The sequence below is a fragment of the Belliella alkalica genome (assembly GCF_022549785.1).
Taxonomy (GTDB): Bacteria; Bacteroidota; Bacteroidia; order Cytophagales; family Cyclobacteriaceae; genus Belliella; species Belliella alkalica.
Genome location: NZ_JAKZGO010000025.1, coordinates 1 through 20,165 on the forward strand (window position 1 = coordinate 1; position 20,165 = coordinate 20,165).

Genomic DNA, 20,165 nt, shown 5'->3' on the forward strand with positions numbered 1-20,165 from the left:
AATACTGATCAAATCGGGACTCTTTCCGAAGTGACCTGAAACAACACTTACAAGACTTAGATATGTCTTGATACTTCTTGGAGAGTAATGCCGATAAGACATCTCTTCATACATCCTTTGACGCAAACTTTTTTTTCCATGATGATATAAATTAATGATTTAACATGGTGTAAATTTACGATAAATACCAAAAAATCAACCACTTGAAGATAATGTAAATACTACCGACGAAGGAGGTTTAGTTCAACTTTTTACTATCATCAATATAGTCGATATCACCTTACATTTACATGCTTTCAATTATATTGAAGCTATTTTCTAATTATTCCCCCCCCAAACTTACTCAATCACCACCTTAGAAAAAATACCAACTACAGGGTATTTTTTAAAAATTTAGTGAACATTGCTAAATCTATTATTTCAAGATTTCAAGTCTCTCGATGTCTGCTTCCAGTTCTTTTAGAATGGCTTTTTTCTTATAATAAATCCGCCATCTGTGATTTTGTAAGCCAAACGGTTTCTACCTCCAATCGAACATCTACTTTGATATTGCCTTCTAGGTTTTGATAAATCTTGTGTAGCTATAGATGATTATTATATATTCCAAAATGTCGAACCTTATTAAAACGTGTCCGTTTTTTGAACTTTGTTACCCATGTTATTGAAACATGGGTAATGTTTACCCATATTCTCAAGATCCTCTTTTTAGCAATTTATATAGCTTGATATTCATGTAAATCACTTCTTTTCCCTTTATCTCTGCTGTTAAAACCTCCAATTCTTCAAGGCTTTTCAAATAACTTCCCGCGGTTTTTCTATTCATCTTTAGATTTTCTACCAAAAACTCAATCTTGCAGTAAGGATGGATTAATAGCTGCTCTATCAAATCTTTCGAATAGATTCTAGGTAACTTCTCCTGTACTAATTTTTGTGTTTCGATGAATAGTAGATTGATTTTGTTGATTTGCTTTTATCTCTGCTACTTTCAGTGCTTGTGTTCCTAAATCTTCGTCTTGAATTTCATACAAAATCTTGTCCCTTAATTGATTATTTTAAAAATACTAAAAACCTCCCTAAACTGATTAGAATGACATAAGTATTTTCCACAAAAAAAAACCACAGCTTATCTCTAAACTGTGGCTTGTTTTTAAAGAGATTGTAGATTTTAGATCTAAAATCTACAATCTACAATCTACAATCTAAAATCTAAAATCTAAACCTCACTTCCTTGCAATAGCTTTTTTAGCTGCTTTTACAATGTTCTCAGCGTTGAGGCCGTATTTTTCTAGGAGTTCGGTTGGAGTTCCTGATTCTCCGAAGGAATCATTTACACCTACATATTCCAATGGCGCTGGATTGTTTCTGATAAGGGTTTGTGCGATGCTATCCCCTAGCCCACCATTCAGTTGATGCTCTTCGGCGGATACTGCACAGCCTGTTTTCTTCACTGAAGCGATGATCGCTGCTTCATCCAAAGGCTTGATTGTATGGATATTGATCACTTCTGCAGAAATGCCTTCTTCTCTAAGCATTGCCTCAGCTACTACTGCTTCCCATACCAAGTGGCCTGTAGCGAAGATGGTCACGTCTGTTCCTTCGATCATGTGCCATGCTTTTCCGATCTCGAACTTCTGGTCAGCTGGTGTAAATATCGGCCAGCTAGGACGTCCGAATCTTAGGTAAACTGGTCCTTCGAACTCAGCGATCGCCATCGTGGCTGCTTTTGTTTGGTTGTAGTCACATGGGTTGATCACTGTCATGTGTGGAAGCATTTTCATCATGCCCACATCTTCCAAGATCTGATGCGTAGCACCATCTTCTCCCAATGTCAAACCTGCGTGAGAAGCACAGATTTTCACATTCTTGTCAGAATAAGCTACTGACTGTCTGATCTGATCATAAACACGACCTGTAGAAAAGTTAGCGAATGTTCCTGTAAATGGAATCTTTCCTCCAATCGTCATCCCTGCTGCCAAACCAATCATGTTTGCCTCAGCGATACCTACTTGGAAGAATCTTTCAGGAAATTCTTTCTGAAAAGCGCCCATCTTTAGGGAACCGATCAAATCTGCACAAAGACCTACTACATTTGGATTTTTTCTTCCTGCTTCAAGCAATCCGTCTCCAAATCCAGAACGCGTATCTTTTTTCTCTGTATATGTATATTTTAAATCTAATGTCTTATCCATTGTTCCTGTTATTAATAATCCCCTAAAGTTTCTTCTAATTGACCTAGTGCATTTTCAAGTTGCTCGTCGCTTGGGGCGATTCCGTGCCACTTGTGTGTACCCACCATAAAATCAACTCCATATCCCATCTCGGTGTGTAAAAGATTCAATACAGGCTTTCCTTTTCCAGTCAGAGATTTTGCTTTTTCCAATCCTTCAAGTACAGCTTCCATGTCGTTGCCTTTGAAGGTTTCGATCACTTCCCAGCCAAAAGCTTCCCATTTTGCCTTCAAGTCTTTCAAGTCCATCACATCTTTGGTTGGTCCATCGATTTGCTGTCTGTTGAAGTCAATCGTCGCGATCAAGTTGTCCACTTTGTGGTGCGCTGCATACATACAAGCTTCCCATACCTGACCTTCTTGCTGCTCTCCATCTCCCATCAATACATAGACTGTGCTATCGTCTTTATCGATTTTTTTTGCTTGTGCAGCACCGATCGCTGCAGAAAGTCCCTGACCCAAAGAACCGGATGCAATTCTGATTCCCGGTAGGTTTTCCTCAGTTGCCGGATGTCCTTGAAGACGGCTATTCAGTTTTCTGAAAGTCTTCAATTCTTCTGCTGGGAAATAACCACTTCTTGCCAATACAGAATACCATACTGGAGAAATGTGGCCATTCGAAAGGAAGAAAAGATCTTCACCAGCGCCATTCATGTTGAAGTTGCTATCATGCTTCATTTGATTGAAGTATAGCGCTACGAAAAACTCTGTACAGCCTAAAGAGGCTCCTGGGTGTCCAGACTGAACGGCATGAACCATGCGGAGAATGTCTCGTCTGACTTGGCTCGAAATTTTAGTAAGTTGTGCTAAAGGTTGCTTATCCATTTGTTGGAATATTGTTATTTGAGAATTTGATTCGTGTGTTCTTTTGTTTTTACTTTTTCTATGATCTCTTCGATCTTGCCTTCTTCATCGATGATAAAGGTCGTACGTGCAGTACCCATGTATTTTCTTCCATACATAGACTTTTCTACCCATGTGCCGTAAGCTTCATGGACTGTCTTGTCTTCATCGGCAATCAATGAAAAAGGAAGCTCTTGTTTTTCGATAAATTTCTGATGGGATTTTTCAGAGTCTGTGCTGACTCCCAATACCACGTATCCTGCTTTTTGCAAGGCTTCATAATTATCTCTCAAATTGCAAGCTTGGGCAGTGCAGCCCGGCGTATTGTCTTTTGGATAAAAGTAGAGTACTACTTTCTTTCCTTTGAAATCTGAAAGTTTGATAGTGTTCCCATTTTGGTCTTTTGACTCAAACTGTGGAGCGGAATTTCCAACTTCTAACGACATAATTTAATATTTAAGGTTAATTATTTTATAGTGCCAGACCATACAGCTTCATTACCAGCCATATCTCGGACTTTCAATAAAACCTCTCCCTTGAAAGGTTGTTTATCTGATTTTTCGGACCATATAGTAGCTTGCTTATGCTCATAGCGCATCAATATCCATTTGCCATCAACAAAAGCTTCAAAATCCCTGATACCAGATTTGTCATCCGATATTTTGAATTTGATTTCATTGGCATTTACTTGAATTGGATAAATATTAGGGGAGACAAAATCGCTGTCGATTACAAAAGTACCAAAATTTCTGGTTTTAAAACGAATATCTTCACCTTCCCATTCACCTCCTACAAAACTTTTTCTACCGTTGTTCGCTAAGGAATAGATGTGACTCTTACTTTTATCACCTTTATAGTCCGTATTATTTACGTAAACAGTCATATTATTCTGAAGGTAGTCACCCGATGGATTGATGGTAATAGCTACATTTCCACTGGTATTTTTTCTTGTCATTCTGAGAAATAAATCATCCAATAAGGTGTTTTCTTCAAAATCTATTCTTACATCCTTATTGCTAAAAGAAAGTTCCTGACCAAAAGGAATCTTCTTCAAGACTTCCGATACAATCACCTCTGTACATACATCTATTGAATCAGGAACACCGAAATCCATATCCCAAAGATATATCCTCTTTCCGTTTTCTTCATAAGCTGGAGGGATTTCCATAACCCTGGCATCGGTATATATTTTTGCCAAATTCCCTTCATTGGATTGCTTCGTCTCTATGACCATGACTTCCCGTTGGTAGGAAACCTTTGTCTTTTGGTCTTTTGAAAACGCTCCACCCTGCTGATATGCTTGCGCCTCTCCTTCCACTTCCAAATTCAATACCCTCGTATTTCCAAAATAATCCTTCAAATTCACTTGAAGCTTTTTCTTCCTACCAATCATCGCGGTGATTTTACCTTTGCTGATAGAATCTGCTTCATAGAGTTTAAATTGGTTGTTTGGATAGTCATAAAGCCTAGTAAACCTATTCAAATAAGTATGGCTCAACAAAAATCGCCCTTTGTTGAAGTCTATGTTATCGACATTAATTCGGTAAAGCGGTTTATCATCTTCTAGCAATTCATAAACTGGGATCCCAAAGATATTATTCACACCATCTTGCTTGTCAACCCCATAGACTTCAACACCTACGTTTCCTGAGATTTTTACAGTTTGGGGAATCACATAATTTCCTCCCTCCAAGATTGGCGTAAACTCCTGCCTTTCAAATTTCCCGTTGACCCTAGATTCATAATCCAAAGGTCTTAGTGCGACTTTGTATAAGATCGGTGGTGTGTTATCAACTATCTCTTTGCGGAAATTGAATTGGAATGGATCTATAGCCCTATCGAGACTATCCCTGATTTCAAAGTGCAAATGCGGTCCACCTGAGCTACCGGTATTTCCTCCATTTCCGATGATATCCCCTCTCTTGACTGGAAGGGCATCTTCGTCAAAATATACTTCCAGTTCATTTTTTTGAGCTTGGTACATTTCCTGTCGCATTCGCTCCGAAATCGTAGGGGAAAATTTCTGCAAATGTGCATACACGGATGATTGTCCATTGTAATGCTTGATGTACAAAACATTTCCGTATCCATAAGAAGAAACCTTTGCCCTGTAGACATAACCGTCAGCGATTACTCTGATCGGTTCTCCATCTACCCCACCTATTTTCACATCTATTCCACTGTGAAAATGATTGGGTCGGATTTCGGCAAAATTCCCCGAAAGAAAATTCCTCTGCCCAGGCTTTACTGGGAAAAGATAATCTTGAGCGGAAACCTGAATGCTCAAAAAATAGATAAAAACGATTACAGCTTTATTTAACTTCAAAATCCAATAGTTTTTGATCCTCAATATAAGCTTCCAAACGATCCCCTATAATTACCTTACCTACTCCTGCCGGAGTGCCTGTAAATATAAGGTCTCCTTTTTTCAAAGTGAAAAACTGGGACACATATTCTATAATTACCCCAAAATCAAATAGCATCATTGAAGTATTTCCTTTTTGTCTTTGTTCGCCGTTGATTTCAAGATGAAAATTGATGTTTTTCATGTCTTTGATTTCACTGGTTGGCAAAAACTCACCAATCGGGGCTGAGCCATTGAAGGCTTTGGCGATTTCCCAAGGAAGGCCTTTTGCCTTACATTTGTCTTGAAGGTCTCTTGCTGTAAAATCTATTCCGATCCCTATTTCTTCAAAATATCTATGGGCAAATTCTCTCTTGATATATTTCCCTTCTCTGTTGATCTTTAATACAAGCTCCACTTCATGATGGACATTTTCTGAGAAATCAGGATGAAAAAACGGCATGTTATTTTTCAAAACCGCTGTATCTGGCTTCAAAAAAACAACTGGCTCCGTTGGTCTTTCATTTTGAAGCTCTTCTATATGCTCAACATAATTTCTACCTATTGCAATAACTTTCATTTTGGGCTAAATTAGTTTGGTTAATCACTCAACCTGCTTAGAGCTGGTTTAAACTTTATCCTTTGGCCTACGATTGCGCCTCTTTCGCTCACTCTTCGGCTATTTTCGGAGATGTAGCAAAGCTACGACCCCGAAAACGAGCCTCGATTGAACAAAACATGCATCAATCTCGGCTTCAAAAACAAAATTTAAACAAGCTCTTATGATCATAAATATAAGCAAGTAAAATTTTATTAAGTGTATTTTTTACATTTATTTTTTCAAATATTCTCCAATCAATCTTTCTGCACATCTTTCCCCATCCATGGCAGCAGAAACGATGCCTCCTGCATAGCCTGCACCTTCCGCACAAGGATAGAGCCTTTTTACAATTGGATGTTCAAATGACTCTTTATCCCTTGGAATTCTCACTGGAGATGAGGTTCTACTTTCTACCCCTATCAATTGAGATTCGTTGGTAAAATAACCTTTCATCTTATTTCCAAAAGCCCTGAAACCATCTGCCAATCTATTGGAGATAAAATCAGGAAGTACTTCATGCATATTGACTGAATTCAAACCAGGCTGATATGAAGTATCCAAAAGCGATTGGCTTTGCTTTCTATTGACAAAATCAACCATTCTCTGAGCGGGTGCCGTTTGTGTACTTCCTCCTGCAATCCATGCTTTCTTCTCTACCTCTGCCTGAAACATCATCGCAGCCAAAGGCCCATGTTTGGCATATTGTGGAAGATCTTCAAGCTCTACAGACACTACAATCCCCGAATTGGCAAATTTACTATCTCTTCTGCTTGGACTCATGCCATTCACCACCAATTCTCCTGGAGCTGTAGCCGAAGGAACGATAAACCCACCTGGACACATGCAAAACGAAAAAACCCCTCTTTGTTGTCCTTTGAATTTACTCTGATGCACCAAAGAATAACTTGATGCTGGCAAATATGGCCCTCTATCAACCTCGCAATGGTATTGAATCTTGTCTATCAAATTTTGACTATGCTCTATTCTAACACCAAGTGCAAAAGGTTTTGCTTCAATCAAAATCTTCTTCTGATGGAGCAAATGGTAAATATCCCTTGCAGAATGCCCTGTAGCCAAGATGACTCCCAATCCTAAAATTCTCTCCCCACCATGGGTGACTACGCCTTTCATTTCGTTGTCTTCCAAAATAAAATCCACAACTTTGGTATTGAACAAGACTTCTCCTCCTGCTCGAATGATGGATTCTCTAAGTTCGGTGACGATTTTTGGAAGCTTGTTAGTACCAATATGTGGGTGTGCATCCACCAAAATCTCCTCAGTAGCACCGTGGGCAACAAATATTTCCATGATCCTTCGGATATCACCTCTCTTCTTGGATCTGGTATAAAGTTTTCCATCAGAATACGTTCCTGCTCCACCTTCTCCAAAGCAATAATTTGATTCTGGATTGACGATATGATCTTTATTGATCGCTGCCAAGTCTCTTCTTCTGGCACGGACATCACTTCCTCTTTCAATCAAAATAGGTTTCACTCCAAGTTCTATTGCCCTCAATGCTGCAAACATCCCAGCAGGACCTGCACCAACAATGATGATTTGTTCTGCATTACTGACATTTTGATAAGGTTTTGAGGCATCCAACATGGGTGGCACCTGCTCATCGATAAAAACTTCAGCGGTTACATTTACCTTCACTTGCCTTCCTCTAGCATCTATAGATCGCTTGATTTGCCTTGCTTGGATTTTGGAATCTTGTAAAGATACCCCCAGTTTTTTGCTGACTGTTTGTTGAAAAACTTCCTCATCATAAGCTTGTTGAGGGGTGAGTTGTAATTGGATTTCTTTTTTCATTTTGGTGTAAGGTTTTTATCCTTAAAGGTTTGTGAATTAAAAGATTTGAAAATTGGAAGATTGAGGGGTAATGGTTGGTATGTTTTAAATTGGAAAGTTAGAAGGTTTTTTCAGATTGAAAGAACTTGTCTGCCGTGGTGGATTATAATATTTTAAGATTATAAGATTTTAAAATTTTAAGATTATAAGAGCTTTTTAGTCGCGGCGGATTAGGATATTGGTATCTGATAGGTGTTTTTTTTGGTTTTTTAATTGTGTTACTTTAATTCTGCGGGACAAGCTTCTCCCGAATGCTTTCGGGATCGAGATGACAGGCTGTTCTTGGTTCTTACTTCTCATAACTCAAATATCACGTCTTATATCTCACGTCTTGTGTCTCGCATCTCGCATCTCGCATCTCGCTTCTAGTATCTCACTCTTCTCCAAATATCTCCTCCACTACCCAGCCTTTGCCCCATTCTTCTTTTTCTGAGTCTGTCCAAAGTTCGGGATAGAAAATTACTTTTTGAAATCTTGGAGGTAAGTATTTTTGCCAATTAGTGCCGCCTGTAGCGGAGATATCGACTGGGTCTTTTTGAAGATAGCGAACGGCAGATTTATAGTGTGCGAGTGGCCAAAAAACGTTGGCTTTCAAATCTAGCGAACGCATCAATTCTTTAAGATCTTGATCTTTATCTTTGCATGATTGGTACTTTTTCCAAATATTGTTGGACTTATAATTTTCTATCAATTCTTTGAGCTGTTTACCGTATTTAGCTTCAAAGGTTTTAAGTGTGAGTGTTTTTTCTCCTGTAGCCAATTCAATAGCTCCTTGCTGCCAATAAAGGTTATCAAACAAGTCTTCCGTAATAGCGTTATCATTCTGTGAAGCTCTTTTGTCAATGTGTACTAAGTTCTTCACGTCAGTGGACAATATCTCAATAATTCTGTATTGGGCACTTTGGAAGCCACTTGATGGCAGAAGAGACATTCTGAATTTCAGGAACTGTTCTCTTTCCATACCTTTCCACATCACTGCAAATGAGGAAATCAAATGGTCAAAATACATAATAACCCTTTCAATCCTGGCTTTGAAAAATTCAGCTTTGATATCTTCTTGTTCTGCTATTTGCTCGAGTTCCCAAATTATTAATTTGAAATAGAGTTCTGTAATCTGATGGTAAATAATAAAAATTTTCTCATCTTTCATTGAAGTTTTGGGTTGCTGTAATGACAGCAAAATATCCAAATTGATATAATCCCAATAATTAAGATAATCGGCATAAAGTAGTCCTTCTAAATAAGAAGAAAGGTCTTGTCCAGATGCTTTAAACTTCTCTTGGAGCAATTCTATTTTATTTAAAATTTCTTTTTGAGTGTGCGCTGGGCTCATGTAATATTATTTTATGAAATAGGTAGTATTTTTACCTAGTTCTTATTTACTTGAAGGCATTAATCCAAAGTGATGACAGCACAAAAATCTATTTTAATTGGCAATAAACCAAAACAGTTATGAATCATAATGAAACAATGACCAAATCCACCAAAAAAGATATGTTTGAAGGTGTAGATTTTTATGGTATTGATGATCTTTTGACGGAAGAGCATAAGTTGATTAGATCATCAGTTAGAGATTTTGTAAAAAAAGAAATCAGTCCATATATAGAAGAGTGGGCACAAAACGCACATTTTCCATACGAAATAGTAAGAAAGTTTGGTGATGTTGGTGCTTTTGGACCACAAATCCCTTCTGAATATGGTGGTGGGGGTCTTGACTATATTTCCTATGGGTTGATCATGCAGGAAATAGAGAGAGGGGATTCTGGTATGCGATCTACCGCGTCTGTTCAAGGGTCACTGGTTATGTATCCAATTTTCAAATTTGGCTCAGAGGAGCAAAAGAAAAAGTTTCTACCTAAACTGGCATCAGGAGAGATGCTTGGTTGCTTTGGTTTGACAGAGCCTGACCATGGATCCAATCCTAGTGGCATGACCACCAATTTCAAAGATATGGGAGATCACTATCTTTTGAATGGAGCAAAAATGTGGATTTCAAATTCACCAAAGGCTGATGTAGCTGTCGTATGGGCTAAAAATGAAGCAGGCAGGATCCATGGCTTGATAGTTGAAAGAGGTATGGAAGGTTTTTCAACTCCTGAGACACACAACAAATGGTCACTAAGAGCATCATGTACAGGCGAGTTGGTGTTTGACAACGTGAAAGTACCAAAGGAGAATCTACTCCCTGGCAAATCTGGTCTTGGTGCTCCGATGATGTGCTTGGATTCTGCTAGATATGGTATCGCTTGGGGAACACTTGGTGCAGCAATGGATTGCTATGATTCTGCAAGGAGGTATGCTTTAGAGAGAATCCAATTTGACAAACCAATAGGATCATTTCAGTTGGTACAGAAAAAATTGGCAGAAATGCTTTCAGAAATCACAAAGGCTCAGTTACTGGTCTGGAAACTTGGAAAAATGATGGATGAAGGCAAAGCCACAACAGCCCATATATCTTTGGCAAAAAGAAATAATGTAGCGATGGCTTTGGATATCGCTCGTGAAGCGAGACAAATTCATGGTGGTATGGGAATCACTGGTGAATATTCTTTGATGCGCCATATGATGAATTTAGAATCTGTAGTGACTTATGAAGGAACGCATGATATACATTTGCTTATATTAGGCCATGAAATCACAGGAATCCCTGCTTTTAAATAGTCCATAAAATCAGAGGGATTAAATTAAAAAGATCCTTAAAAGCAAAAAGCGTGATAGTCAAATAACTATCACGCTTTTTGTAAATTGAGCAAACATAATTACTTGATCAATTTATCTGCTTCAGCTTTCGCTTTTTTGGTCAATTTATCAACCTCACTTGAAGCTTCAGAAACTTTCTTATTAAGGCCATCTAAAAAAGTGCTTACTTTTCCATTCACCTCGTCTAAGTACTCGTTGCCTTTTTTACCAATATTTTTTCTTGTATTAGCACCTTTATCTGGAGCTATTAAGATACCTACTTGTACACCGACTGCTGCACCAAGAAGTGCACCTAAAAGAAATTTTGTAGAACTCATATAATTTTGGTTTTGAGTGGAAATAAAATAAAATTTATCAAATACCGAATTCTTATAATCCAATATCAAACTACCCTTAAACAAACGAAAACTGTGCCACAAAGTTTATAAAGCAGGTATATTTTTGTTATTTTATCATACTTCTAATTACTATCGTTCTAATTGGATTGACCGGATCATTGGAAAAAATATTGATATGCTTGTGGTCAATACCTCTTCTTCCTTTTGGATCAAATGTGATTTCCAAATCTGTAGATTCACCACTTTGCAGTACTGCTTTGTCTGCAACCACTTTCATACATTCACAGTTTGAAATCATTTTTCTGATAATAAGCTCCTCTTGTCCCTGATTTGAAAGCTTTATTTTTCGGTTAACAACATTATTTGCATTGATATCTTTTAAATCTATCTCAACATCATTTATACCCAATCTTGGCACTACCTTTTCCAATGATTTTGGAACAGGTTCAAAATGTTCAAATATATTAGCCATCAACCTCAATGCAACTGGTTCTGGTTTACTTTCAAAATTCAACATCAAGACATCTTCCACATAGCCAAAATCATTTCTGTGGTGCCCATCATATTTTAATTCTATCAATCCACGTTGATTTGGTTCTACAGTTTGGGGAATTAAACTGACATTGAGAAATTCGGGATGATTATTAATGCTGTCTGGCAGCATGAGTTTTTCATAGCTAAAATTAAATATTTCTATAAACTTACTCTTGGGTTCATTCGTGTAAACATTCCCCATATTTACAGCTGAAAGTCTAAAACCTACATCCTGAATCCTATGTGGGTAGGCATTTCCCAGGTCATCAGGAAAAGGAATATTAAAACCTTGTAGATAAAGGGTATCTCCATATATATCCTGATTGGTTCTCACAATAATCATTTTAGTAAAAGCCCCACCCCTATGGTCAGGGTCAAAATTAACTTTTACACTTCCGATTTTGCTTTGATAGATGGTATCTTGACTATAATCCGCAGTAGTACAACCACAGTCAGTAACTATATCTCTAATAAAAATAACAGAGTCTGTCTGATTTAAGCCAAAAAACTCAACTTCAACGACTCCATTTTCTTCTAAAATTGTCCCAATATTTATTGTACGATTCTCCCAGAACAGCAATTGCCTCTCAATCTCTTGAGCGTCAGCAAGTCTAAGATGAAAGAAGGTGATTAGGAAAAGAAATAAGCTAAAATTCAATTTGTTCATAATGGCAAATAACGTCAAAAATCAATCGAATTGTACCCATATTTAATTAATTTGCACCAAAATTCTAAATAATGGCAAGAGTATTAACAGGTATTCAAAGTTCTGGACGACCTCATCTTGGTAATATCCTTGGTGCAATAGTCCCTGCAATCGAATTAACCAAAAAAGACAAAAACGAGTCTTTTATTTTTATCGCAGATATGCATTCTCTCACCACCATCAAAGATGGCAATGTAAGGCGTGAGAATACGCTAGCAGTTGCTGCTGCATGGCTTGCTTTTGGTCTTGATATCGAAAAAACGATTTTCTACAGACAATCACAAATCCCCGAAGTTTCAGAACTTACATGGTATTTGAGTTGCTTCACTCCTTATCCTATGCTGGCAAATGCGCATAGTTTTAAGGACAAGTCTGACAGACTGTCAGATGTCAATGCGGGATTGTTTACATATCCGGTATTGATGGCTGCAGATATTTTGTTGTATAGTGCCGATCTAGTTCCTGTTGGTAAAGATCAGCTTCAACATCTTGAAATATCAAGAGACATTGCTTCCACATTTAATAGAAGAATTGAGGAGGAAATATTGACTTTACCCGAACCGAGAATAAGCGAATCTGTGAAGATAATTCCCGGTACAGATGGTCAGAAGATGAGTAAGTCTTACAACAATTTTATCGATATATTCCTTCCTGAAAAAGAACTGAAAAAGAACATCAATAGCATCGTGACGGATAGTACTCCTCTTGAAGAACCAAAGGATCCTGACACTTGCAATGTTTTCAAATTATATTCGTTAGTGGCAAATCAAGAACAGACACAGGTATTGAGGAGTAAATATTTGGCTGGTAATTTTGGCTATGGTCATGCTAAAAAAGAGTTTCTAAGTTTGATTTTAGAAAAATATGCAGAGGAAAGAAAGCTTTTCGATTATTATATGACTAACCAATCAGAATTAGAGCAAAAACTTGCCGAAGGGGAAGCAAAAGCCAGAGTAGTAGCCAAAGAAATGCTTGATAAAATCAGAGAAAAATTGGGATTCTAAAACAAAAACGCCTGAATTAGATTCAGGCGTTTTTTATTACTTATGTTATCATATTATAATTCACTTTCGGAAAGCCGATCCCAAATCATCCAATAACTAATTACAAACTATTATCTCGATCTCCATAGGTCTTTTAAAGATCTTCCATTGATTTGCATCACAAATCTCGTTGGATTAGGGATCAGAACAATTCTTACGTCCTGCTTATCAAACTGCTCAGATTCAATTGGCACACCCTCTGCTCCTTTTACTTCATAAGAAATGATTCCATTTGCATCAGGCAACATAGGAGTATAAGCATTGGCAAGATAAGCTGAAGGAAGCAACACGTCATTATCAGACTTGAGTTTGGCGTATATTTTTTCTAATTCAGATTCCAATTCATCGCCATATTCTTCATTAAAATCATCTTCAAGATCATGTAGCTCTTCTTCAATATCATCATATCTCTCGTCAGCATAAGTGATCTTACTCAGAGCGATTCTCTTTTCAACGATTGCAGTTAGTTCTTGATCAAGTTTGTTTAAATCCATCGATTAATCTTATTTTTCATGAATATGCGAAGGTATTGAATCTCGTGAGTGAATCCAAAACAAACGAGGATTTAAGCACCTACATTTTTCTCGTGCATTTCTTTGATTTTCCTTCTCAAAATCTTCCCAACGTTTGTTTTTGGCAATTCATCGGAGAAATAAATCTCCTTTGGAATTTTGTAATTAGTCAAGTTTTCTTTTGTGTAAGCGATTAGTTCTTCCTCGGTAACTGACTTGTCTTTAGGCACAACATATGCTACTACTTTTTCAGTAGACCTTGGATCAGGCATACCTATCACACCTACTTCTAGTACTTTAGGATGGGACGCAAGGGTGTTCTCTACTTCATTGGGATAGACATTGAATCCAGAAACTAAAATCATTTCTTTTTTCCTATCTACAATTTTCACAAAACCATCTTCGTCAATGACTGCAATATCTCCAGTTTTGAACCAATCCCCTTCCATCACCTTTTCGGTCTCATCTGGTCTGTTCCAGTATCCCTTCATGACTTGTGGTCCCTTGATACATAATTCACCCTTTTCACCTACTGCAAGTTGGTTTCCATCATCATCAATAACCTTAACATCCGTCATAGGCAAAGGAACACCAATAGTACCATTTCTTTCTGTTCCATCTATTGGATTACAGGTCGCAACTGGGGAAGTTTCTGTCAAACCATATCCTTCTGCCAATGGTGTTTTGGTTACTTTTACCCATTTTTCGGCAGTCGCTTTCTGCACAGCCATACCGCCACCTACAGCGATTTTCAAGGAAGAAAAATCAAGTTTTTGGAAGTTTTCCTGATTCAGTAAGCCATTGAAAAGTGTATTCACACCTGTGAAGACCGTAAACTTATGCTTTGATAATTCTTTAATAAAACCTGGCATATCTCTAGGGTTGGTTATCAAGACGTTATGCGCACCTATTTTCATCATAGCGAGACAGTTTACCGTAAGAGCGAAAATATGATAAAGTGGTAAAGCTGTTATCACCACTTCCTCTCTCTCCTTCAACTTTGGTTTCATCCAAGCAGAAATCTGCTGCATGTTAGCAACAATGTTTCCGTGTGTCAATTCTGCTCCTTTAGAAACACCGGTTGTACCACCTGTATATTGCAAATATGCCGGTTCACCCAAAGTCATATTTTCACGCTTAAATTCTCTGGAATTACCACCTGACATAACAGATTTCCATTTGATAGCAGAGGGGAGGTTATATGATGGAACCATGTTTTTGATGTATTTCACCACAAAGTTTACTATCCCACCTTTCAGGCCTCCTAACATATCTCCCAACTCAGTTATGATGATATGTTTTGCAGAAATATCTTTCTTTATTTTTTCGAGATTTACGGCAAAATTGGCTAAAATCACGATTGCATCGGCACCTGAGTCATTGAACTGATGCTTCATTTCACTAGAAGTATAGAGTGGATTGGTATTAACTACAACCATTCCAGCTCTCAACACACCGAACATTGCAACAGGGTATTGGAGACAATTAGGCATTTGTATGGCCACACGATCCCCTTTTTTCATTTTCAATTCATTCTGAAGATACGATGCGAAAATTCTCGAAAAATGGTCCACTTCATTAAATGAAAGTGTTTTGCCCATACATTCATATGCTATCGAATCACCATATTTTTTTACACTTTCTTCAAAAAGATCGACTAAGGAAGAATAAGCTTCCACATCGATGTTTTTCTCTACTGATTGTGGATAAAATTTATACCAAGGAAAGTCTTGCATGAAAATCTAAATATTTTGGGTTAAGAATTGATTTTAATTTTAATACGGTTAAATATAAAAGAAATCTGCATTTTTAAAAAAAGAAAGCTCATTTAGCAGAGAATATTTCACAGCTTAAATTGTAGATTTTAAATTTAATATCTAAAATCTACAATCTAAATACCCAAAACCAAATCAATCTTTTTTAAGGATTTTCCTTGCTATAAGTTCTTTCATGATTTCATTTGTCCCTGCATAGATTCTCTGAACTCTGGCATCAGCATAAGCTCTTGCCACGGGGTATTCCCACATGTATCCATATCCACCATGAAGCTGAACGCATTCATCGGCTACATCGCATTGAAGTTCAGTCATGCTGTATTTGGCAGCAGAAGCCATGGCTGAATCCACTTTTTTGTCATTGTGAAGTAATACAAGTTGATCACAATAAATCCTGGCCATTTCAAGTTTTGCTGACATTTCAGCTATTTTGAACCTTGTGTTTTGGAAGTCAGAAACTGTCTTGCCAAAAGCTGGCCTTTCTTTGACATAGTTCACTGTGGAAAGAAATGTACCTTCTGCAAGAGCTAATGCAGCAAGGGCAACAACAAGACGCTCTTGGGCCAATTCAGTCATTAAATACTTGAATCCTTCTCCTTCATTTCCCAAGAGATTTTCTTTGGGCACTTTGACATCTTCAAAGAAAAGCTCACAGGTATCTTGTGCATGAAGCCCAACTTTTTCGAATGGAACCCCTTTGGTAAATCCTTCCATTTCTGTATCTACAATGAAAAGACTGATTCCTTTTGCCCCAAGGCTTGGGTCAGTTTTTGCCGCTACCACTACCAAATTGCACAAATATCCATTTGTGATAAATGTTTTAGAGCCATTGATGAGATAATGATCTCCCTTATCAATGGCGCTCGCTTTGATATTTTGGAGATCACTTCCAGCTCCTGGCTCGGTCATCGCTACCGCTGAAATCATCTCTCCAGACACCATTCCGGGAATGTATTTGGCTTTGGCCGCTTCTGTACCGTAATGCAGGATATAAGGAAATACGATATCGCTATGCAGTGGGTAGCCTATTGCCGGTCCAGAGCATCCGCTCAGTCCCAACTCTTCAATAAAAAGTGCATTGTATCTAAAATCATCAATTCCCATTCCACCAAATTCTTCTGGGGCTTGGATGCACAAAAAACCATTGTTACCAAGGTCTGTCCACGATTCTCTCGACACCATTTTATTTTTTTCCCATTCGGCATTTTTTGGACTAATCTCTTTGGCAATATAATCTCTTACCGATTGCCTAAACATCTCGTGTTCTTCAGTAAAAATCGTTCTCGGAATTCCGTTCATATTTGTTTATTTGGGTCTATTTTAATTATCAGAATTAAATTGTGTTTTTATTTTATTTTTGAAATTGAACAATTAAATATAACTGCATTCTGAACATTTACCAACCATAATTTTGATTTATTGGGTAAATTTCTCAACATTTTTATTTTGTAGAATAACATAAATAAAAAAGAGCTGATTATATACCAGCTCTTTTTTAAACTCTTTTATTTGCCCCAAGGTTTTCTTGGGAGTTTTTGATCTCTTTGTGCTGTGTTGTAAACCATGGCTGCCACGATGATAGCTGCTTGGGTCATATCACCCTGTTGCATCCTTTCGTAAAGATCCATATTTGTGTGATAACCTCTTCCATAATCGATAGGGTCTTGGATAAATTGAAAACCAGGTACACCTACTGCATCAAATGCTACATGGTCTGTAGAACCAGTATTTCTTCTTGTGATTGTTTTTGCTCCCATTTCATGAAATGGCTCAAACCATTTTTCGAAAATTGGAACTAGTTGATCATTTCCTTCCAGATAAATCCCTCTGATTTTACCGGATCCGTTGTCTACATTATAATATGCGGAAATTTTATCCCACTCCCCTTTCTTATCTTGTGTCTGTCTATCTGCTACATATTTCTGAACATAACCTCTTGAACCAAAAAGTCCTTGCTCCTCTTCACCCCATAAAGCAATCCTGATAGTTCTCTTAGGTTGAACTCCCAAAGCTTTCAAAATTCTGATTGCTTCCATCATTACTACCACGCCAGCAGCATTGTCATTTGCGCCTGTTCCAGCATGCCATGAATCCAAATGCGCACCTAGCAATACTAGTTCTGGTTTTAAGGAACTGTCTGTACCAGGAATTTCAGCCAATACATTGTAACCTTTATAATCATCATCCAACCATTCTACTTCAATCTCTGCGTCGATAGTAACAGTTTGTCCACTTTTTAGAAGCCTTTCGATTCTACCAAAGTGCTCCAATGCAATTTCCATTTCTGGAATAGTCTTATTTTTTGCAGTGCTATAAGATCCTGCCCTAGTATGGAATACTGTACCAAAATTACCTCTAGTACCAGAAATACGCATTGCTATTCCTTCTTCCATTAAAAATTCATTGACTTTTTGGTCCAAAGCTCGCTGATCTCTCATCTGCTGAAGCTGTGCTGGAGAATACCTAGCACCACCACCACCGTTGCCGATAGACATTTCTTTTCTATTTGCCAAATCATCCTCAGTCAATCTTCTAGCTTCAGGTTCAAAAGCAGGAGAAGTAGATAAAGGTGTTGGTACCATGATCACTTTGCCTCTAAGGGTACCTTTGAGTTTTTCAAAATCTGCTTCAGATTGAATATCCAAAAGGATGACTTCACTATTTATCAGACCGCCAGTCCCATCAGTCCAAGCTTTTGGATAACCAATCAAAGGTGCATAGTAAGGATCTTTCATGGCTATGTAAGACTTCTTGACATCCCAACCTCTACCAAATTCACCATAGGAATCAATTTTCACATTCTTTAAACCCCATTCCTTAAATTTATCAGCTGTCCATTGTCTCGCTCTTCTCAAATTGGTAGATCCAGACAATCTTGGTCCCATCAAATCAGTAAGGTTGTGAGCCAAATCTTGAATTTGTGAATTTCTAGTACCTTCTGTTTTGATTTTGTAGATCATTTCAAGATCAGTGTTTTCCTGACCAAATGATGGGGCGGAAAACAAGAATAGAACAAAAAGGACTAATGAAAATTGATATTTGTGTATCATCTTTTTTGGTTTAATTATTTTTTCTAAAGTTGCAAAAACGTGTTATTGAATAATCAAAAATGTGAAAAATAATTAAGTTTAAAGAACCGCTAGTGTAATTTTAACGCGCAAAAAAGTCCCAGTTTTTACCGGGACTTTTTTTCGTTACTAGATTTAAAGCAAGATAGTCTTTTGCCTTCCTTTGATATCCTCAAGCAACATAACTTTACCTTTTACCGAAGTATTTTTGAAATTATAGAATTTTATAAATCCATTTTCTTCATTGATAGTTTCCTTGAAAATCAATTTTCCATTTTCATCTTTGATCATAACTTTTAGTCCAGGTTTTTCTAGGCCATAAACGGAAAGTCTGACTTTATTTTGATCTACAATTTTCCCTGATGCCATCAAAGGTAGAACCATTTCTCTTTTTGGCTCTTTTGTTTCAACGTCAAAATTCGCTTTTCCAACCACATCCCTCTTATCCATGCTTTCGACTTCTATATTGAAAGTGCCAGTAGGAAATTCAGATAAATTAAAAGGAACGATGACATTAGATTTTACAAAAATTGTAGATCTATACAGCGTTTTTCCTTTCACATCTTTGATGGTCATCCTTACTTTACCGAGATCTTCTCCAAGTGAAAGTTTTACTATTTTACCTTCAGTTTTTACATATGAAGATGCAGCTACATTTGATGTTCCTTCTTTTGCGAAAGTACTTGTACTTAGGCTCAATGCTAATGCGAATGTTAAGAGAGTTTTCATAATTTTATATGTTTATTGGTTTTGTTGTCTGTCAGGATTTATTCATGATTTGTACCAAGAATATTGAAGAAAAATTTCCTTTAAAAACCCTGAATAAAAATTACTTATTTATCTAAAAACCAAAAGGTTAAAATCCTGCAAAAACTGTATCATTAACAATCAAAACACTGTTCGACTGTCTCAAAAATGAACATATACTTATTAAAAATACTTGGAAGTAAGCTAAATGAAGGTTGCATCAAACTAATAATATTTTAAAAATATATTTTTAAAATATTTCATCAATAATTGTTTTAGTAAATAGACAAAAAAAACCTGTACAGTAGCGTACAGGTTTTGAATCAAATCGAACATATGTAAGGTAAACTTAATCTTCTTTAAGCTTCTTTTTGAGGAATTTTACCCGCTCAGCAATAGACATATTTGAAATTTCCAGATTTTCTGATGTGGCTTTTAGGAAATCTGCCACACTTCCGGCATGATCTGTCGAAACACCATCTTTGATAGTGACATATCTCATGGTAGTCCATAGGACAGTTTTCAATTCATTCTTGTTGTCGTCAGTCATGTAATACTCCACTACTACAGTATTTTGGTTATACCAAAGAACTCTACTCATTATTCTCACCCATTCCCCAACCTTTGCGGGCTTAACATAAGCTATATTGTGGTTGTAAACTACCCATGCAGACTTATACTTTTGAATAAAATCGATCATTTCTACACCATATAACTTAGGTACTTGATCTTCTCTGGCATTGAAAAAATAATCAAAGTATTTGGCGTTATTCAAATGCTGTAAAGGATCACAATCTTGGAAGCGAATGACTACTCTACTTTCGGTTTCTTTTGGATAATGCTTATCTGGATTCAATTCAAACATATCAATTCTTA

The 20,165-nt window shown here is 37.2% G+C and carries 18 protein-coding genes; 2 read left to right on the plus strand and 16 right to left on the minus strand.

The window, feature by feature from the left end:
* Positions 1-691 precede the first annotated feature (691 nt).
* From MM213_RS21010 to MM213_RS18810, 8 genes are all read right to left on the minus strand, one after another.
* Complete coding sequence (locus MM213_RS21010) at positions 692-964, minus strand: Fic family protein (RefSeq protein ID WP_369413970.1); 273 nt, start codon at positions 962-964, stop codon at positions 692-694.
* A gap of 256 nt (positions 965-1,220) precedes the next feature.
* Positions 1,221-2,189 carry a transketolase family protein gene (locus tag MM213_RS18780; protein WP_241414434.1) on the minus strand — a complete coding sequence of 323 codons (969 nt, stop codon included), beginning with the start codon at positions 2,187-2,189 and terminating at the stop codon, positions 1,221-1,223.
* A gap of 11 nt (positions 2,190-2,200) precedes the next feature.
* Complete coding sequence (locus MM213_RS18785; protein ID WP_241274565.1) at positions 2,201-3,052, minus strand: transketolase; 852 nt, start codon at positions 3,050-3,052, stop codon at positions 2,201-2,203.
* A gap of 14 nt (positions 3,053-3,066) precedes the next feature.
* Positions 3,067-3,516, minus strand: a complete 450-nt coding sequence (gene bcp / locus MM213_RS18790; RefSeq protein WP_241274566.1) for a thioredoxin-dependent thiol peroxidase — start codon at positions 3,514-3,516, stop codon at positions 3,067-3,069.
* A 20-nt stretch (positions 3,517-3,536) separates the two neighbouring features.
* Positions 3,537-5,396 carry a M23 family metallopeptidase gene (locus MM213_RS18795; RefSeq protein WP_241414435.1) on the minus strand — a complete coding sequence of 620 codons (1,860 nt, stop codon included), beginning with the start codon at positions 5,394-5,396 and terminating at the stop codon, positions 3,537-3,539.
* A complete protein-coding gene (locus MM213_RS18800; RefSeq protein ID WP_241414436.1) occupies positions 5,383-5,994 on the minus strand; it encodes a fumarylacetoacetate hydrolase family protein in 612 nt (203 codons plus the stop codon). The genes MM213_RS18795 and MM213_RS18800 overlap by 14 nt, the downstream gene beginning before the upstream one ends.
* Before the next feature lie 252 nt (positions 5,995-6,246).
* A complete protein-coding gene (locus MM213_RS18805) occupies positions 6,247-7,827 on the minus strand; it encodes an NAD(P)/FAD-dependent oxidoreductase (protein ID WP_241414437.1) in 1,581 nt (526 codons plus the stop codon).
* Positions 7,828-8,239: 412 nt separating this feature from the next.
* Positions 8,240-9,199: a tryptophan 2,3-dioxygenase family protein gene (locus tag MM213_RS18810; RefSeq protein WP_241414438.1), complete on the minus strand. Its 960-nt coding sequence runs from the start codon at positions 9,197-9,199 to the stop codon at positions 8,240-8,242.
* 119 nt (positions 9,200-9,318) lie between these two features.
* Between MM213_RS18810 and MM213_RS18815 the strand changes: the two genes are divergently transcribed.
* Positions 9,319-10,527 carry an acyl-CoA dehydrogenase family protein gene (locus tag MM213_RS18815; protein WP_241414439.1) on the plus strand — a complete coding sequence of 403 codons (1,209 nt, stop codon included), beginning with the start codon at positions 9,319-9,321 and terminating at the stop codon, positions 10,525-10,527.
* Positions 10,528-10,625: 98 nt separating this feature from the next.
* On the opposite strand, the gene MM213_RS18820 is transcribed toward MM213_RS18815, so the two are convergent.
* Both MM213_RS18820 and MM213_RS18825 read right to left on the minus strand, forming a co-directional pair.
* Complete coding sequence (locus MM213_RS18820; protein WP_241414440.1) at positions 10,626-10,883, minus strand: YtxH domain-containing protein; 258 nt, start codon at positions 10,881-10,883, stop codon at positions 10,626-10,628.
* A gap of 127 nt (positions 10,884-11,010) precedes the next feature.
* Positions 11,011-12,105 (minus strand): DUF1573 domain-containing protein, encoded by a 1,095-nt coding sequence (locus MM213_RS18825; RefSeq protein ID WP_241414441.1) that lies wholly within the window; start codon positions 12,103-12,105, stop codon positions 11,011-11,013.
* 71 nt (positions 12,106-12,176) lie between these two features.
* Between MM213_RS18825 and trpS the strand changes: the two genes are divergently transcribed.
* On the plus strand, positions 12,177-13,148 hold the full coding sequence (gene trpS, locus MM213_RS18830) for a tryptophan--tRNA ligase (protein ID WP_241414442.1): 972 nt from the start codon (positions 12,177-12,179) through the stop codon (positions 13,146-13,148).
* A 110-nt stretch (positions 13,149-13,258) separates the two neighbouring features.
* Here the strand turns inward: trpS and MM213_RS18835 are convergent, their stop codons facing one another.
* From MM213_RS18835 to MM213_RS18860, 6 genes are all read right to left on the minus strand, one after another.
* Complete coding sequence (locus tag MM213_RS18835; protein WP_241414443.1) at positions 13,259-13,681, minus strand: hypothetical protein; 423 nt, start codon at positions 13,679-13,681, stop codon at positions 13,259-13,261.
* 71 nt (positions 13,682-13,752) lie between these two features.
* Positions 13,753-15,435, minus strand: a complete 1,683-nt coding sequence (locus tag MM213_RS18840) for an AMP-binding protein (RefSeq protein ID WP_241414444.1) — start codon at positions 15,433-15,435, stop codon at positions 13,753-13,755.
* 174 nt (positions 15,436-15,609) lie between these two features.
* Entirely contained in the window at positions 15,610-16,773 is a 1,164-nt protein-coding gene (locus MM213_RS18845) for an acyl-CoA dehydrogenase family protein (RefSeq protein ID WP_241414445.1), read from the minus strand.
* Between the two features lie 206 nt (positions 16,774-16,979).
* Positions 16,980-18,524 (minus strand): M20/M25/M40 family metallo-hydrolase, encoded by a 1,545-nt coding sequence (locus MM213_RS18850; protein ID WP_241414446.1) that lies wholly within the window; start codon positions 18,522-18,524, stop codon positions 16,980-16,982.
* A 153-nt stretch (positions 18,525-18,677) separates the two neighbouring features.
* Positions 18,678-19,271, minus strand: a complete 594-nt coding sequence (locus MM213_RS18855; RefSeq protein WP_241414447.1) for a DUF3244 domain-containing protein — start codon at positions 19,269-19,271, stop codon at positions 18,678-18,680.
* A gap of 367 nt (positions 19,272-19,638) precedes the next feature.
* Entirely contained in the window at positions 19,639-20,154 is a 516-nt protein-coding gene (locus MM213_RS18860; RefSeq protein ID WP_241414448.1) for an acyl-CoA thioesterase, read from the minus strand.
* Positions 20,155-20,165: the final 11 nt, after the last annotated feature.

Coding starts and splice junctions, on each gene's coding strand:
- MM213_RS18780 (WP_241414434.1), bottom strand. CDS start 2,189: ATGGATAAGACATTAGATTTAAAATATACATATACAGAGAAAAAAGAT.
- MM213_RS18785 (WP_241274565.1), bottom strand. CDS start 3,052: ATGGATAAGCAACCTTTAGCACAACTTACTAAAATTTCGAGCCAAGTC.
- bcp (WP_241274566.1), bottom strand. CDS start 3,516: ATGTCGTTAGAAGTTGGAAATTCCGCTCCACAGTTTGAGTCAAAAGAC.
- MM213_RS18800 (WP_241414436.1), bottom strand. CDS start 5,994: ATGAAAGTTATTGCAATAGGTAGAAATTATGTTGAGCATATAGAAGAG.
- MM213_RS18805 (WP_241414437.1), bottom strand. CDS start 7,827: ATGAAAAAAGAAATCCAATTACAACTCACCCCTCAACAAGCTTATGAT.
- MM213_RS18810 (WP_241414438.1), bottom strand. CDS start 9,199: ATGAGCCCAGCGCACACTCAAAAAGAAATTTTAAATAAAATAGAATTG.
- MM213_RS18815 (WP_241414439.1), top strand. CDS start 9,319: ATGAATCATAATGAAACAATGACCAAATCCACCAAAAAAGATATGTTT.
- MM213_RS18820 (WP_241414440.1), bottom strand. CDS start 10,883: ATGAGTTCTACAAAATTTCTTTTAGGTGCACTTCTTGGTGCAGCAGTC.
- MM213_RS18825 (WP_241414441.1), bottom strand. CDS start 12,105: ATGAACAAATTGAATTTTAGCTTATTTCTTTTCCTAATCACCTTCTTT.
- trpS (WP_241414442.1), top strand. CDS start 12,177: ATGGCAAGAGTATTAACAGGTATTCAAAGTTCTGGACGACCTCATCTT.
- MM213_RS18835 (WP_241414443.1), bottom strand. CDS start 13,681: ATGGATTTAAACAAACTTGATCAAGAACTAACTGCAATCGTTGAAAAG.
- MM213_RS18840 (WP_241414444.1), bottom strand. CDS start 15,435: ATGCAAGACTTTCCTTGGTATAAATTTTATCCACAATCAGTAGAGAAA.
- MM213_RS18845 (WP_241414445.1), bottom strand. CDS start 16,773: ATGAACGGAATTCCGAGAACGATTTTTACTGAAGAACACGAGATGTTT.
- MM213_RS18850 (WP_241414446.1), bottom strand. CDS start 18,524: ATGATACACAAATATCAATTTTCATTAGTCCTTTTTGTTCTATTCTTG.
- MM213_RS18855 (WP_241414447.1), bottom strand. CDS start 19,271: ATGAAAACTCTCTTAACATTCGCATTAGCATTGAGCCTAAGTACAAGT.
- MM213_RS18860 (WP_241414448.1), bottom strand. CDS start 20,154: ATGTTTGAATTGAATCCAGATAAGCATTATCCAAAAGAAACCGAAAGT.